The following is a 15,765-nucleotide window of genomic DNA, read 5'->3' as shown; positions in this document are numbered from 1 at the left end:
AGTTAAACTCTCTATTACTTTATATTTACCCAAACACTTTTCACTTCTGTATAGTTATCAAGCGCATATGAACCTAACTCACGACCGATTCCAGATTGTTTAAACCCACCAAATGGTGCCGCTGCATTTTCTAAGTTATAATCATTAATCCATACTGTTCCTGCCTTTAACTTATTGGCAACTTGATGTCCTGTTTTAATATTTTGTGTCCATACGCCCGCAGCAAGCCCATATGACGAACGATTTGCTCTTTCGATTACTTCTTCCGTTGAATCAAATGGAAGCACAACGACAACTGGTCCGAAAATTTCTTCCTTAACTATCGTCATATCGTCAGTAACATCTGTGAATACCGTTGGCTGTACAAAATAACCTTTTTCAAATGCACGTTCACCACCAGCAGCAACAGTCGCGCCTTCAGCTTTTCCTTGTTCAATGTAATGTAGTACACGCTCTTGTTGCTTTTTAGATACGAGAGGACCCATTTCCGTTTCCTTCTCCATACCTGCTCCAAGTTTCACGTTATTCGCCATTTTTACTAGTTCATTTACGACTGTTTCGTAATGTTTTCGGTGAACGAACACGCGAGATCCAGCACTACAATTTTGGCCGTGATTATACATAATACCTTGGAATGCACCGTTAATCGCTTCTTCTAAATCAGCATCTTCTAAAATGATATTTGGTGATTTACCACCAAGTTCTAACGTTACATGTTTAATTGTTTCTGCAGATTGACGCATAATATATTTTCCTGTAACTGTTGAACCTGTGAAGGCTACTTTATCAATATCATGATGGTTTACAATTGCAGCTCCCGCTTCAGGGCCGAAACCTGGCACAAAGTTTACAACACCATCTGGAAAACCTGCTTCTTTAAAAAGTTTCGCTGTATATAATAACGATAAAGGAGTTTGTTCTGCTGGTTTTAATACGATCGTACAACCTGTTGCTAGTGCAGCTCCCATTTTCCAAGAAGACATAACGAGCGGAAAATTCCAAGGAATAATTTGACCTACAACGCCAACAGGTTCATGGCGTGTGTAATTTAAATAATCTTTTGAAATCGGAATGGTTTGCCCGATAATTTTCGTAGCCCATCCCGCATAATAGCGATAATTTTCTACAGTCGCTGCAATATCATCATCCAGTGCTACTTGATATGGCTTCCCATTATCTAAAGCTTCTAACTGTGCTAATTCTTCTCCATGCTCTTCTATTAAGTCTGCTAATTTATAAATAAGATGTGCTCTTTCAGCAGTAGTCATTTCTGCCCAAGGTCCTGATTCAAATGCAGATCGTGCCGCTTTTACTGCGACATCGATATCCTCTTCTTGTGCTTCGTATACGACCGCTAAAACATCTTCTGTTGCTGGATTGTATGTTTCAAACGTCTTCCCGCTAATTGAAGGAACAAATTCACCATTAATAAACATTTTAATTTCTTCATTTAAAAACGCTTTCACTTTTGGTTTTAGTTCAATGTTTTTCGTTAACATATATGCTCTCCCCCTTATTTAAACAGCTGCATGAGCTGCAATTTTTGAAATAATCGTTTGAAGTTTTTGCTCTTCTTCTTCAGTTAATCCGAGTCTCGGATAACGTGAAGGTCCTCCAGCTTGCCCGTATAATTCCATTGATCGTTTCACGATTTGTACATATTTTCCTGACCCTTCAAGAAACTCACAAAGAGGTAAAATAGCGTCGTTTATTTCCCAAGCTTTTTCTAATTCACCATTTTGGAAATGCTCATACATTTTTGTAACAAGTCCCGGTACGATATTACCTGCTACTGAAACCCAGCCCGTCGCACCAACTAAATAAGATTCCATAACTAAATCTTCAGATCCACAGAATACTTGAAAAGCACCTTCGCCTTGTCTTACTAAATCTCTTGCTTTTCGAATATCTCCGCTAGATTCTTTAATATGTGTAACATTTTCACATTCTTTTCCAATACGTAACATGAGGTCTGTACTCATATCAACACCAGATGTAAATGGGTTATTGTATAACATAATTGGTATATTTACTGCATTTGAGATTTCTTTAAAATGAAAATAGATTTCCTCTTCTTTCGGTTTACAATAATACGAGTTTATAATTAACGCACAATCCGCTCCATGCGCTTCTGCATGTTTCGTATATTCAATTGTTTCTTTCGTCGTCTCCGCAGCAGTTCCAACAATAACTGGTATACGACCATCAACTTCTTTTAATACTGTTTCTACCATTTTAAATCGTTCTTCTTTTGATAAACTAACAAACTCTCCTGTGCTTCCATTAATAATAATGCCAGCCACTTTTTGCTCAATAAAGTAGTTTACGTTTTGTTTTACACCGTTCCAATTAATCTCTTGAAACTCATCCATCGGTGTGATTAATACTGGAAATGCCCCTTTAATATTTTTCATATTTATCTCTCCCTTTACTATTTTATTTTAATAAAAATCCTGTCGGAAACGGATCTGTAGGATCTAATAGAAACGTCTGCATCCCTGTAATAAATCCTCTACTTTCAAAACGGAAAATGTAACCTATTTCTTCCTTCTTCACTTTTTCAACAGTTATAAAGCTATTACATATACTTTCATTTATAAAAGGTTTATCCGCTATATAATTATTTTTAAATAACGCGTGAACATAAGACACAATAGTAGAAACAAAACCTGGCGATCGTACGATAAAGTTATCTTCATGAAAGGTAATCGACTTTATATGGTTCTTTTCTTTTTGCGTGGAATCTACTAAAATAAGTCTTTTTATAAGTGACTGTTTTTGTATAGCTTGAAGTGTGGCTTCTCCCCATTTTTTCAATTCAGAAATGTTTTCAATATGAATTTCTGGTGAATACGCATCTTTTTCTACAACTGCGTATACTTTATCTGCCTGTATGAGAGAGTAACTTATATGTTCAACTTGTAAATTTTTCTCAATCATATAACATACTTTACTTTCAAACGAAACAGATACAACTTCATCATGCTCTACATACGCATGAACTAAAAATATGCCAGATAACGTTTCGATTTTGTATTGATTCGTCTCTCTCTTTTTTAAATATCCGCTTTCTAGTAGCATCGTTATGACTGCGACAATACCTCCGTAATGAAGAGGTACTGACCCTTCATGATTAAAAAATAATACAGCTGCATCGATTTCCGGATGAATAGAAGGAACGACGATACATCCATTTAAACCGATAAAACCACGCGGTTCATTTAATAAAAGCTGCATTTCTTCTGCTAATTCACTTGAAAATTGATCGTTTAATTGTTCTAAATTGTAGTAGTACTTACATGGTACATCTTTTATTACACGAAATGCCTCGCCATTTACGTGTACGTCTACTGCTGTATACATTTTTTGAATGTTCATTTTACATCCTCCGTTTCATGTTCCATCGGCGGAATTAGCAAAAAACCTTCTTTCAGTGGATCCTTTTCATTGTAAAAAAATCTATGCATCCCCATAAGCCAAGCTGAACCTGTAATTTTCGTTACGACCGCTTCAATATTTTCAACATTTGTCGTATTTATAACGCACCCTTTAAATAAAGAACCAACGATACTCTCATGAACAAACTCTTCATTAATCTCTATTTTTTGATTTGCGTATAATACAGCTAACTTTGCTGATGTTCCTGTACCACATGGAGAACGATCAATTCCTCCAGGCGGAACGACAACTGTATTTTTCACATGCGCACTTTCATGTGTAGGATCTGTATAAAACTCCATATGGGTTAATCCTCTAATAAACGAATGCTCTGGATGAATGATTTCAAATTTCTCATTAATGATATTTCTTATATGAATTGCCTTATCTATGATTATAGATGCGTTTTCTGGTACTAACTCTAACCCTACTGATTTCGCATCGATAATGGCATAAAAATTCCCTCCATACGCAATATCCGCCTCTACAGTTCCAATGTCTTCGACGTCTACAGTAATGTGTTTCAGTAAAAAAGCTGGTATGTTACAAAAGGAGACTTCTTTCGCTTTTCCATCTTGAACAAAGATATCCACTTCAACTAACCCGGCTGGCGTGTCTAACTTTAACGAGGTAATCGGTTCAACTACCGGAATTAAACCTGATTCAATTAAAGCTGTACATACACCAATTGTATCGTGACCACACATCGGTAAATATCCACCTGTCTCTATGTAAATAACACCAATATCTGCTTCAGGATGACACGGATCTGTTAATAGTGCTCCTGACATTACATCATGACCACGCGGTTCATTCATTAACAATTTGCGAATCCAGTCATACTCCTTTTTCATATGTAACATCTTCTCTGCCATCGTCTCGCCTATTAACTTAGGCAGGCCGCTAATCAATGTTCTCGTTGGATTCCCGCCCGTATGTGTATCAATCGTCGTAAAGACTCTTTGTGACCTCATCCGTTTAACACCCTTTCTGTAAAACGACTCAAACGAAGTGGTTCAATAGGAATGATTGTTTCTTTTTCATTTAATAACTCTTCAATCACTTTTCCTGTAACTGCGGCAAGACTAATGCCATCCCCCTCATGCCCTGCTGCTATAAAGTAATTTGGGATATGTTCCACACGTGAAATAATCGGCAAATGATCCTCTGTCCATGGGCGTAATCCAGCATAGGAACGAATCACCATCATATCCGCCATTTTCGGATAAAAACGTATTGCTCTGTTCGCAATACATTTAATAACCTCGTTATTTATCTTCGTATGAAACCCTACAAACTCTCTACTACTACCAATTAAAAAATTTTGGCTTTCTGTCGGCTCAAACACAAGAGCTACCCCATATTTTTCAGTTAAAGCATCCACTTTTCGTTGTCCGCCAAATTTAGAAATTAAATAACCAAATTCCATTACTTTACGGCAACCAACGTGTTGTTGCCTTGAAGCTACAATAATATGCCCTTTTCTCGGTTCAATTGGGATATTTACATCCAACATTTGTCCGATTTTCGGAGCCCACACACCCGCTGCGTTCACCACTTGCTTCGCAGTAAACGTCCCATTTGTCGTTTCTACAATAAAGGAACCGTCTTTATCTCTTTTCATTTCTTTTACTTCCGTATGATTAAAAGCCTTCGTACCATATTTCTTCGATTCTGCAAGAAGTGAAAAAGCAAGAAGATATGGATTTACAGTCGAATCTGTTGCGCATTCTAACCCGCCTAATAAATCATCTGCAAAAAATGGCGATTCCGCTCTTATATCTTGCCTATCAAGCATTCGAAACGGTAAACCCGCTTCTTTTTGACGATTCACCCATTGCTGCGCTGCTTCCATCTCTTCATCCGACTCACATACGAGAATACTTCCTGGCGCCCTATATTCAAATGAGTGCTCTAACTCTTCACTTAAATCCGTTACTAATTTTTGACTTACTAACGACATTTGACTATCAAACCCGGGATCTTTATCAATAGCCAAAATATTTCCATCGCAGCGTGAAGACGTCCCGCTGACAAATTCTCCTTTTTCAATGATTGTTACGTCTCTTCCGTATTTTGAAGTGTAATACGCGATCGAGCAGCCAATAATACCGCCACCAATTATTAAAACGTCGCAGTGCCTCACAAAATACTCCTCCTTCCCCTAAAGCTCTCACTTTCTTTTATGCAATTGACGTGCCAACTGTACATATATACAATTTTTATAAATAATATTTTTATTTGTAAAAATATTTTAAATTTATCGCAAATAAGTGTATTATTTTTTTATCACTGTCAAAATTTTTATACATAATAGGAGGACAATATGGCATTCTCATTTCCCACAATAAAAGAATTTCTAAAAATTTTATCCATTGATCATACATACCGCTTGCAACATATTGAGCAAATTAACGGAAAGTATTATTACCGCCCTTCTACTACAGAAAAATATAACTGCGCAGTAATATATGAAGATGAATCATTCACTGCTTTAATTGACGCGTTTTCCAATGAAATAGTCGTTATCATAATGAACGAAAATAAAGAGCCTATATGCTGTATAACAGCTCAGCAAATCATCCCGTTTCTTGTTAAGTCATACAATGAACTCCATTCTTTTTATAACACCGTAATACAAACAACGGATTCTTCCGTTACAGTCATCGATGATAAAGAACGCGTTTGCACCTGGACAGATGGCGCCGAGAAGATCTTTTCAGTCAAGCATAATGAGATTATTGGGCAACCTATCACTCGCTTTTTTGACTATAAAGATTTGGAAATTTTGCAATCATTACATGACGGAAAAAGTATAATCGCTCAGTTCCATCAACCTCGTCCAGATTTGTTCGTATTAATTAACTCAAATCCAGTTTATTGTAACGATGAAATTATAGGAGCAGTCGTTTCAGAAACTGACGTTACAAATCAAGTCGCATTAAATGAAAAACTATTCAATATGTCACATGAAATGCACCGTTTAGAACAAGAAGTAGCAAAGTATAAAGATGAATCAGACCCTTTTCTTGCGATGAATGGAAAGAGCCCCGTTATACAAAGAACAATACAATTAGCTAGAAAAGTTTGTTCGGTGAAATCAACTGTTTTAATACTCGGTGAAAGTGGTGTTGGAAAAGAAGTATTTGCGAAAGCAATTCATGATGCAAGTGAAGCAGCTAAAGCTCCATTCATTTCAATTAACTGCGGCGCAATTCCAGAAGCATTATTTGAAAGTGAATTATTCGGCTATGAGCGCGGGGCGTTTTCTGGTGCAAATAGTAAAGGTAAGAAAGGTAAAATAGAGCTCGCCCAAGGTGGCACATTATTTCTTGATGAAATAGGAGAAATGCCGCTCGATATGCAAGTGAAACTTTTACGTGTACTACAAGAACGAAAATATTACCGAGTTGGTGGAGAAAAAGAGATTCATATTGACTTCCGTATTATCGCTGCTACCAATCGTGATTTACAAGAAGAAATGAGAAAAGGCACGTTCCGAGAAGATTTATACTATCGCCTAAATGTAGTTAGTTTGCATATTCCACCGCTGCGCGAAAGACGCGAAGATATTATTGAATTAACCTATTCTTTCCTAAACGATTTTTCAATAAACTATAACAGACCCATTCGCGACTTACCTTCAAGCATTATGCATGAACTGCTTCATTACAATTGGCCAGGTAATATTCGCGAGCTCCGTAACGTTATTGAAAGACTTGTCGTATTTGCGACTGACGGTATTATAAAGCAAGAATATTTACCATTTCATACAACCGAAACTTTAGAGGAACATTCGGCTCATTCCTTATTACTCAGCAACAATAATACAATCCTCTCTTTACAAGAAGAGATGGAGGAACATGAGAAAAAGGTCATTGAGAGGGCTTTACGCATTTTGAATGGAAATAAATTAGAATGTGCGAAACAACTTGGTGTTACGAGAGCCACTTTATATAACCGTTTAAAAAAGCTCGGGTTACAATAAACCTTACCTCCTCTATATTGGCATAGTTTTTGCATTATATAATTTGTGCAAACCGAACTAGAGGAGGAATACATATGACGAATAAAGACCACTTAATTGTTTGTCGATGTGAAGAAGTTACATACGGTCAACTTCAATCGACAATTGCTGAATATAAATGCTCGGCAAGAGAATTAAAACTAAGAACACGTGCTGGCATGGGATTTTGCGGTGCCCGCACATGTAGAATGATGATAGATCGAATGATTGAACATGCAAATCCAGGCGTAACTACAAATGATATTCCATTGAAATATCAATCACCGGTACGAGCAGTTACTTTTGGATCGGTAGGTGAAAGTAAATGAGTAGAATTACACATCACCCTATTTTAGGGAGTTTACATAATAGTAATCGCATTACTTTTCAATTTAACGGTCAACAATATGAAGCATATGAACATGAAACGATTGCGGCCGCTTTACTTGCAAACGGAATAAGAACATTAAGAGTGCACGAAGATAACGGGACGCCGCGAGGTATTTACTGTAATATCGGACATTGTTCTGAATGCCGCGTCACAGTAAACAATCAAGCAAACGTACGAGCATGCTTAACTGTTGTTGAAAAAGATATGGTTGTTGCTAGTGGTAAACAGCATCCAAATATCGTTAGAGAGATGGTGAAAAAGCGATGAATGATGTCATAATTATCGGAGCTGGCCCAGCGGGTTTATCAGCCTCTATCTCTTGCGCTCGATTTGGACTGAATGTACTTGTTATTGATGAATTTATGAAACCTGGCGGAAGATTGTTAGGACAATTACATCAAGAACCTACTGGAGAATGGTGGAACGGGATAAAAGAATCAAAACGCCTTCACGAAGAAGCACAATCTCTTTCAGTCAATATTCAATGTGGCATTTCCGTCTATAATTTAGATAAAGATGAAAGTTCTTGGTTCGTCCATACGAATATCGGTACGTTAGAAGCACCTTTCGTTTTACTTGCTACTGGCGCTGCTGAGTACTCTATCCCTCTTCCTGGTTGGACACTCCCTGGGGTGATGTCAATTGGCGCTGCTCAAGTTATGACGAATGTACATCGTGTTCAAGTTGGGAAAAAAGGAATCATTATTGGTGCTAACATATTGTCATTTGCTATTTTGAATGAATTACAATTGGCAGGAATTAAAGTGGAACATATCGTCCTTCCTGAAAAAAGTGAATTAAGTCAACAGGCTGGTGAACCAGAAGAAGTTTTAAATTCTCTTTTAAATGCGGCTCATCTCGCTCCTTCTGCTTTTCTACGCATAGGTAGCCATTTTATGAAATATGACTGGATTCGAAAAGCCGGATTAACCTTCTATCCAAACAGCGGAATGAAAATAAACGGTACACCTCTTCACCTTCGAAAAGCAGCTCTTGAAATTATCGGAACAGATCAAGTTGAAGGTGTACGCATTGCTAATATTGATACGAAAGGAAATATCGTAACCGGATCGGAACAAATATATGAAGCAGACTTCGTTTGTATTGCCGGTGGCTTATATCCTCTCGCTGAACTAGCCGCTGTAGCTGGCTGTCCGTTCCGTTACATTCCGGAATTAGGCGGGCATGTTCCTCTCCATTCCGAAACAATGGAAACCCCTCTTGCTGGTTTATTTGTAGCCGGCAATATAACTGGCATTGAAAGCGGGAAAATCGCCATGGCACAAGGGACTGTTGCTGGATATTCAATTGTAAAACAAGCAAATAAAAAATCTCATTCGGTGGAACAACACTTACAACAAGCAATCCAACATGTACATGCCGTACGTCAACAAGCTGCTATACAATTTAACCCGAGCATTGATGTCGGTAGACGAAAAATGAATGAAATTTGGCGTGATTATTCCCTTGCATATGCGCATACTAAAAAAAGCTGCTGAGAATACTCTCAACAGCTCTTTTTCCTACTCATCTGAGTTATTAAATTTCGCTAACGCGTAAATACCTTCTTCATCATCTAATTCAAGTTGTAATCTCGCCGCAAATGAATTGACATTATATTCTCTGTCAAGTAATAAGCGTAGTGCTTCGATTAAGTTCGCTTGAATTAAAATTTGCTGGCGACCATTTACCTCTACTTCAGCAGAAAAACCATAGTCATCGTCGTACATAAGTTCAACTAAAACTTCTTCTGGACCAACTTGTCTTTTTTCAGCGATATATACGCAAAGGGCATTGATCAGTTCTTGTTCAGAAATTTTTATCGTTTCCATGCTACTTCATCTTCCTTTTTCTTACGTTGATCTTTGAAGTATTTAAATGCACGAATTGCTAACATTACGATACCAGCCATTACTAACATATTTACCATAAATGCTAATACAGAACCAAGAGCTCCCATATTTGCAAATAAGCTACCCATTAGTAAACCACCGAGACCACCTAGTAATAAACCTTTCATAAAGCTTCCTTTATTACTTTTTGGTGCTGTATTTGTTGCTTTTGTTTTTGAATCAGGAGTCGTTTTTTGAGAATTTACATTTGAGTCTTTTTTGTTTAAATCAACTTTTGACTTTTGACCTGAACTTGGTGTAAACGACTTTTTACCAGATTTGTAACTCTTCGCTGCTGCGTGATCTACAAACATGAAGCTACTAGCTCCAAAGATAACCATGAATGCTGTCATGACTGCTACAAGTTTTTTCAACATATTATATCCATTCTCCTTTTATATAGATATATGTGAAATCTACCTTTCTAGTAAATTCAGAATGATAGATTTATTTTTAAAAACATTTTAAAGGTTCTTATGAACTTATTATATGAACTTTTGTCGAAATATGCAAGTGTTATTTACTTCCGACAGTTTAGTGACAAAGGAAAAATTAAGCAAAACAGAATTGACTTTAAATGAAACAAAACATATTATAGGTTCATAAGAACTTTTTATTATTTATGGAGGTGAAAAGATGGAAACATTTCATCTCACACGAAACGAAATGGCTACCCTTCTTCTATCATTAAGAGGATGGAATACGAAAAAGCCTCTCGGTATTTTACAAGAAGCTTGGGCAAAGTCACATAAAAAAGATATTGAAAGCGGACAAAGCGTAACTGCTTTTATTACTACCGCACTTTCACCTATTTTTGAAAAACTGATAAAAATTGACGATACAGACGTCGGTTTCTCTTTAAATGAAATAGTCGCGCTTGGCAATCAGATCGAAAACACAAGTTTCTCTGTAACTGCCATGCAAAACTGGGTGAAACGAGATATAAAAGAAATGATTGGCTCTCCTCAAAAAGGAAAAAAATATTCAATTGAACAAGCAGCCTTACTATTCATTGTTGAAGATTTAAAAACAGCACTTGATTTTGAATCCATTCGTAAGCTATTACGCCTTATCGTAAATGATCCAGCCGATCGAAGTGATGACTTAATCAATCCTGTTCATTTATATGGAGCATACTCTTCTCTATTTGAAGAACTCAATCAAGGGAATTGCTTACAATTAAATGCAACAGATACAATCCATACAATTGAAAACATCGTAAAAGAAAGAGCTGATAAAATTGCAAGCAAGTTCGATCAGGTTAATAACGAACAACGTGAAGCAATCCGTAACGCCATTATTATCGCCACACTTTCTGTACATACCGCTTATGTACAAATGTTAGCGAAACGTTACGTAACAGCAACTTTATTTTTACAGAACTTAGATGTGAAACCGTAAAAAAATAGAAGCAGAAATGCTTCTATTTTTTTATGAGAAATTTTTAATAATCTTTTCATTCTCTCTTCATGAAAATTGAACTTATATACTTTACTATAATACTTATAAAGGACATAAAAGAATTGAAATAGCAATCCCCTATACAAATAAGGTATAATCTACACATAGTGAATCTTTTATGTTATTAAGTATAAGGTTCACCTATTCAAAAATACATAAACTAGAAGGTGCAACAATGGTAAGTAGTTTTATTCATTCAGTATTAACGTTTTTTGAAGGATTAGGTTATTGGGGCATTATGCTTGGACTTATGATTGAGATTATCCCAAGTGAGATTGTCCTTGCTTATGCGGGATACTTAGTATTCAATGGTAGTATCTCATTTTTAGGCGCAGTTGTATTTGGTACAATTGGCGGCGTTATTGCTCAAATTTTTATTTATTGGCTTGGACGATACGGTGGACGACCTATATTAGAACGATACGGAAAATATATTTTCATTCATAAAAAACATATAGATGCTGCAGAAGATTGGTTTAATCGTTACGGAACTGGCGTCATTTTTACAGCACGCTTCATTCCAGTAGTGCGTCATGCGATTTCAATTCCTGCTGGTATTACAAAAATGTCATTCCTACGTTTCACTACGTTAACAGCACTTGCAATCATCCCTTGGTCTATCATTTTCATTTATTTAGGTGAAAAACTAGGTGAGAATTGGGAGAATATTAATGATATCGCTGGACCATATGTGAAATCATTCGCAATTGGTGGCGTCATACTTATTCTTTTATACTTCGTTATAAAAAAATGGGCAAAAAAGCGTAAAAATCTTGCGTAAAAATATAAATAAAAACCGCTATACTAAAAAAGGAACAGCTTATAGCCGTTCCTTTTTCTCCACACTTATTTCTCATTATAAAAGTTTTGCACTGCTTCATCAAAGTAAATCCAGCCTTTCCAACCTAAATGAATTGTATCTTTTAAGAAATACTTATCATATTCATGGCCAGAGAAATCGACTACTGGATACCCAGCTTTCTCAACTTGTTCCCTAACTTTTTTATAATACACTTCACGGCGCTCTTTAGGGAAACCAGCGTAATCATACCACGGTCCATTTACAGGTACAGAAATAAAGAGCGGCTTGACATTTTTCTCTTTAAAAATATTTAAAACAATTTGTAAGTCATCATATTCTGGTGATTCTTCATACGATTCATTTGCTCTAAAGTTTTTTAAACCTTTTAACTTTTTCTTCAAATTATGTTTATAGTAATATGGATTTTCAATTCCGAATGTGTTTGTAGTAGATTCCGCTTTCCCTTCTTCTTCCGCATGTTTACGTGCATCTACCCAAGAAATTGAACGTAGTTCCACATTTGTTTTTTCTTTCATCGGCTCAATCTTAAATATGGAGTTAAATAAATCTCTATGATCTAAAATATTTCGATGCATATAAGCAAGTGGTTTAACTAAACCCGCTTTTACGTTATGTTTCGTATCATTAAATACAATACCTTCTAAGGAATTTTTTAATATATCATCTTCTTGAACAACTTTATAATCTAAAAGTCGTTTCGCAATTTGCTTCTTCATTTCTACATTTATTTTATCATTAAAAATAAAATGATATGCTTGTTGTTTAGAGAAATTGTTCGTAAAATCCCCCTGCGATACACCAGTCTTTGTAAACCATTGTGGTGATAAAACAAAGACTACTTTTTTACCTTCTAACTCATCCATTGTAGATGTCATATTTAATATATGAGCTAAACTTTGTGTACCGCCAATCCCAATTAAATATGGCGTAAAACCAGCGGGATTTACTTTGAAATAATTAGACGGATGATATGCATCCATTCGTAAAAATTCAGATGAACCGTACATCGGTAAATACTGCGAATTCTCTAACATTTTCCGTTGCAAGAATACACTTTGTAATTTTTCTTTTTGTAAGGAAGTTGCCGCATCTTCTACCTTCTTATCACTAATCAGTGATACTAAACTTTTCGATGGGATGAGTATGATAATAAAAAAAAGCACACACGCTAAAATTATGGGACCAAAGGCATGCTTCATTTTCATTTTTTATTCCTCTTCCTATCGCAATTAAATTGTAACCCTTGTTTTTGACACGTCATTTTTTTCTCCTTTTTCTCTATACATGTTCCATTCTATTTATCTATTATATACATGTATGTATTTCTTTCCTTGTTCTATTAAGACCCATATATAGCGCAAGAAAATGTTTCCATAGAAACACGTTAATTATACAAGATTCTACATACATTTCACACTGAAATTTTAGTAATAATTTTATTTTTTAACAATGAAAAAACATATGAAATGTCTAGAATTCTTCGGATGATGTATTGAGTTCAAAATATGATAATAAGCGCCCGTTATAATCAACTTCATGAGTATATATAAACTCTAGATTTCTTAAAAGTTTTTTCGAGTTCTCATTTGCTACTTTTACTCTAGCAATTATTCTTTTTACATTCATCATCTCTTTTGCATATTGAATGGAAGCCTTTGCTGCTTCTGACGCATATCCATTTCCCCAATATTCCGGATCAAGTAAATACATAATTTCTATTTCACCTGTTTCATCTATTTTTCTTAAACCACAATGTCCTAAAAGCTCTCCTGTATTTCTATTAACTAACAACCATACCCCGAAACCATACTGTTCCCAATGTGATATTAGTTGCATAATATAGTCCTTTGCTTCTTCCTTTGACATTCCCTTTGATTTAGCAAGCCATTTGCCAACAGCCTCTTCTTTTACTATGCTATAAAATTAATCAACATCTTCTATAATGGGCTTTCTCATGAATAACCTTTTTGTATGTATTACTTTCTTTTCTTCAAACATAAAACTTCATTCCCCTCCAAAATTTTATACAGACTAGTAAATTATACCATTTACTATTTACCCGACTTTAACTAAAAAACAGACTACCACAAACGTGGAGTCTGTTTTCTCATCCTTTATTTTTGTACATCTGCCCACTTTAAACTTGTTGCTGGTCCAAATTGATGTACGTATAAATCTTTCACATACGGCTTTTGTAAGTAAGATAATCCGCGCTGGAATACTGGAGCAATTACCGCATCATCCAGCAACATCTTCTCAGCATCTTGCAGTGCTTTCCAACGAGCTTTTTCATCATTACCTAATTCTGTTTTAATCTTCTTAATTAACGCATCATATTCTGGATTCGCATATTCAGTATTGTTCACACTGCTTCCAGAAAGGAATACTTCTAAGTATGTCATTGGATCTGGATAATCTGGTAGCCAACGTGATAATGACATTTCATATTCTTTCTTCTTCTCTAGCGCTAGCTTTTGCGTATGTGGTTGTAATTTTACATTTACCTTTAAGCCTGGTAAGTTTTTCTCTAGCTGTTCTTTAATGTATTCTCCTACTTTCTTAAAGTTTTCTAAATCATAGTTTAATAATTCAAGCGTTACTTCATTTGTACCAGTCTCTTGCTTCGCCTTTTCCCAATATTCTTTCGCCTGTTTTACATCCGTTTTATTAAACTCACCTGCTGTACTTCTAAAATCTTTTTTATCTGGACCTTTTAAAAATCCTTTTGGCACGTAATAGTTTGCAGCAACCGATCCATCATTTAAAAATGAAGTCGCAAGTCCTTTCTTATCAAACACTGTACTTAGTGCAAGACGTGCATTTTTATTTTTAAGAATCGGCACATTTTCATTAAATCGGAAGAAGTACATAACTGGATCTGTATATTGTTTTAGCTCTTTATTATTTTTATATTTATCTACGAATTCTGTAGAAATGACAGCTCTATCAACTTTATCTGTTTCATATAAATTTACCGCAGTTGAAATTTCTTTAACAATTTGATAGTTTACTTCATCTAGCTTCACTTCTTTTTTATCCCAATACTTATCGTTTTTCTTCATCGTAAAACTAGCTTCATGCTTCCAATCAGATAATGTAAATGGCCCATTATATACCGTTTTATTTGCTTCTAATCCATATTTATCGCCTTGCTCTTTCGCATATTTCTCGTTAATTGGATAGAAGGACGGTAAAATAAGTAGTTTCGTAAAATACGGTACAGGATGTTCCAACTCTACAACGAACGTTTTATCATCCTTCGCTTTTACTCCTAATTCCTCTAACCCTAGTTGTTTCTTATTTATTTTCTCCGCATTTTTCACATCGTACGCAATGTATGCATATTGAGAAGCAGTATCCGGATTAATAAGCTGCTTCCAAGCATATACGTAATCTTGCGCTGTTACTGGATCTCCGTTAGACCACTTCGCATCACGCAAGTGGAATGTATATGTTTTCCCATCTTTACTCACTTCATATTTTTGTGCTCCAGCCTCAATCACTTCATCATTTTTCGATAAACGGAATAATCCTTCCATTACGTTATTTAAAACGTTAAATGATACTGCATCTGTTACTTTCCCTGAATGTAACGATGGAATTTCACCCGTTTCTAGTAACTGTAATACTTTCTTCTCATCTTTCGGCTTTGTCGTTGTTTTTTCTTTTGCGCAGCCAACTAAAATCGAAGAAACGAATAGAGTACTAACTAATGAGTAGCGAACAAATTTTTTCATTTGAAAACCCCCTCTAT

At 35.7% G+C, this 15,765-nt stretch carries 15 protein-coding genes and 1 pseudogene; 6 read left to right on the top strand and 10 right to left on the bottom strand.

Annotation, left to right across the window (positions count from 1 at the left end; all coding sequences use genetic code 11):
- Positions 1-14: 14 nt before the first annotated feature.
- Genes ACTFNE_RS06195 through ACTFNE_RS06175 form a run of 5 tightly spaced genes read right to left on the bottom strand, consistent with a single transcriptional unit; the run spans position 15 to position 5,584 of the window.
- Entirely contained in the window at positions 15-1,499 is a 1,485-nt protein-coding gene (locus ACTFNE_RS06195) for an aldehyde dehydrogenase family protein (RefSeq protein ID WP_046199186.1), read from the bottom strand.
- 18 nt (positions 1,500-1,517) lie between these two features.
- Positions 1,518-2,414, bottom strand: coding sequence for a 4-hydroxy-tetrahydrodipicolinate synthase (dapA, locus tag ACTFNE_RS06190; protein WP_000789611.1), 897 nt, complete (start codon positions 2,412-2,414; stop codon positions 1,518-1,520).
- Between the two features lie 22 nt (positions 2,415-2,436).
- Positions 2,437-3,378 carry a proline racemase family protein gene (locus ACTFNE_RS06185; protein ID WP_270704879.1) on the bottom strand — a complete coding sequence of 314 codons (942 nt, stop codon included), beginning with the start codon at positions 3,376-3,378 and terminating at the stop codon, positions 2,437-2,439.
- The gene (locus ACTFNE_RS06180) at positions 3,375-4,412 is read right to left on the bottom strand and encodes a proline racemase family protein (protein WP_270704880.1); all 1,038 of its coding nucleotides are present in this window, start codon (positions 4,410-4,412) and stop codon (positions 3,375-3,377) included. The genes ACTFNE_RS06185 and ACTFNE_RS06180 overlap by 4 nt, the downstream gene beginning before the upstream one ends.
- Positions 4,409-5,584 carry an NAD(P)/FAD-dependent oxidoreductase gene (locus tag ACTFNE_RS06175; protein ID WP_001215250.1) on the bottom strand — a complete coding sequence of 392 codons (1,176 nt, stop codon included), beginning with the start codon at positions 5,582-5,584 and terminating at the stop codon, positions 4,409-4,411. The genes ACTFNE_RS06180 and ACTFNE_RS06175 overlap by 4 nt, the downstream gene beginning before the upstream one ends.
- Before the next feature lie 180 nt (positions 5,585-5,764).
- Here ACTFNE_RS06175 and ACTFNE_RS06170 point away from each other — a divergent pair, with 180 nt between their 5' ends.
- The 4 genes from ACTFNE_RS06170 to ACTFNE_RS06155 all read left to right on the top strand — a co-directional run bounded on the left by ACTFNE_RS06170 (position 5,765) and on the right by ACTFNE_RS06155 (position 9,334).
- The gene (locus tag ACTFNE_RS06170; RefSeq protein ID WP_270704882.1) at positions 5,765-7,426 is read left to right on the top strand and encodes a sigma-54 interaction domain-containing protein; all 1,662 of its coding nucleotides are present in this window, start codon (positions 5,765-5,767) and stop codon (positions 7,424-7,426) included.
- Positions 7,427-7,500: 74 nt separating this feature from the next.
- Positions 7,501-7,773 carry a (2Fe-2S)-binding protein gene (locus ACTFNE_RS06165; RefSeq protein ID WP_270704883.1) on the top strand — a complete coding sequence of 91 codons (273 nt, stop codon included), beginning with the start codon at positions 7,501-7,503 and terminating at the stop codon, positions 7,771-7,773.
- The gene (locus ACTFNE_RS06160; protein ID WP_000087049.1) at positions 7,770-8,102 is read left to right on the top strand and encodes a (2Fe-2S)-binding protein; all 333 of its coding nucleotides are present in this window, start codon (positions 7,770-7,772) and stop codon (positions 8,100-8,102) included. The genes ACTFNE_RS06165 and ACTFNE_RS06160 overlap by 4 nt, the downstream gene beginning before the upstream one ends.
- Positions 8,099-9,334, top strand: a complete 1,236-nt coding sequence (locus tag ACTFNE_RS06155) for an NAD(P)/FAD-dependent oxidoreductase (protein ID WP_270704884.1) — start codon at positions 8,099-8,101, stop codon at positions 9,332-9,334. Before ACTFNE_RS06160 ends, ACTFNE_RS06155 begins: the two co-directional genes overlap by 4 nt.
- 24 nt (positions 9,335-9,358) lie before the next feature.
- On the opposite strand, the gene ACTFNE_RS06150 is transcribed toward ACTFNE_RS06155, so the two are convergent.
- Positions 9,359-9,667 carry a YxcD family protein gene (locus ACTFNE_RS06150; protein ID WP_000447759.1) on the bottom strand — a complete coding sequence of 103 codons (309 nt, stop codon included), beginning with the start codon at positions 9,665-9,667 and terminating at the stop codon, positions 9,359-9,361.
- Entirely contained in the window at positions 9,655-10,104 is a 450-nt protein-coding gene (locus tag ACTFNE_RS06145) for a hypothetical protein (protein WP_000914477.1), read from the bottom strand. Before ACTFNE_RS06145 ends, ACTFNE_RS06150 begins: the two co-directional genes overlap by 13 nt.
- A 259-nt stretch (positions 10,105-10,363) precedes the next feature.
- Between ACTFNE_RS06145 and ACTFNE_RS06140 the strand changes: the two genes are divergently transcribed.
- Both ACTFNE_RS06140 and ACTFNE_RS06135 read left to right on the top strand, forming a co-directional pair.
- Entirely contained in the window at positions 10,364-11,128 is a 765-nt protein-coding gene (locus tag ACTFNE_RS06140; protein ID WP_000447224.1) for a DUF1836 domain-containing protein, read from the top strand.
- A gap of 235 nt (positions 11,129-11,363) precedes the next feature.
- The gene (locus ACTFNE_RS06135; RefSeq protein WP_270704886.1) at positions 11,364-11,969 is read left to right on the top strand and encodes a DedA family protein; all 606 of its coding nucleotides are present in this window, start codon (positions 11,364-11,366) and stop codon (positions 11,967-11,969) included.
- Between the two features lie 65 nt (positions 11,970-12,034).
- Here ACTFNE_RS06135 and dltD read toward each other — a convergent pair whose 3' ends face one another.
- The 3 genes and pseudogenes from dltD to ACTFNE_RS06120 all read right to left on the bottom strand — a co-directional run bounded on the left by dltD (position 12,035) and on the right by ACTFNE_RS06120 (position 15,748).
- Positions 12,035-13,216: a D-alanyl-lipoteichoic acid biosynthesis protein DltD gene (gene dltD, locus ACTFNE_RS06130; RefSeq protein WP_270704888.1), complete on the bottom strand. Its 1,182-nt coding sequence runs from the start codon at positions 13,214-13,216 to the stop codon at positions 12,035-12,037.
- A gap of 265 nt (positions 13,217-13,481) precedes the next feature.
- Positions 13,482-14,009, bottom strand: a pseudogene (locus tag ACTFNE_RS06125) (GNAT family N-acetyltransferase).
- Between the two features lie 116 nt (positions 14,010-14,125).
- Positions 14,126-15,748, bottom strand: coding sequence for a peptide ABC transporter substrate-binding protein (locus ACTFNE_RS06120; protein ID WP_270704889.1), 1,623 nt, complete (start codon positions 15,746-15,748; stop codon positions 14,126-14,128).
- Between the last annotated feature and the right edge of the window lie 17 nt (positions 15,749-15,765).

It is taken from the genome of Bacillus cereus group sp. MYBKT111-2, from assembly GCF_051915205.1.
In the GTDB taxonomy this organism is placed as follows: Bacteria; Bacillota; Bacilli; order Bacillales; family Bacillaceae_G; genus Bacillus_A; species Bacillus_A paranthracis.
The sequence above is the reverse complement of the archived record's forward strand: the minus strand, read 5'-3'. Positions and strand labels throughout refer to the sequence as shown.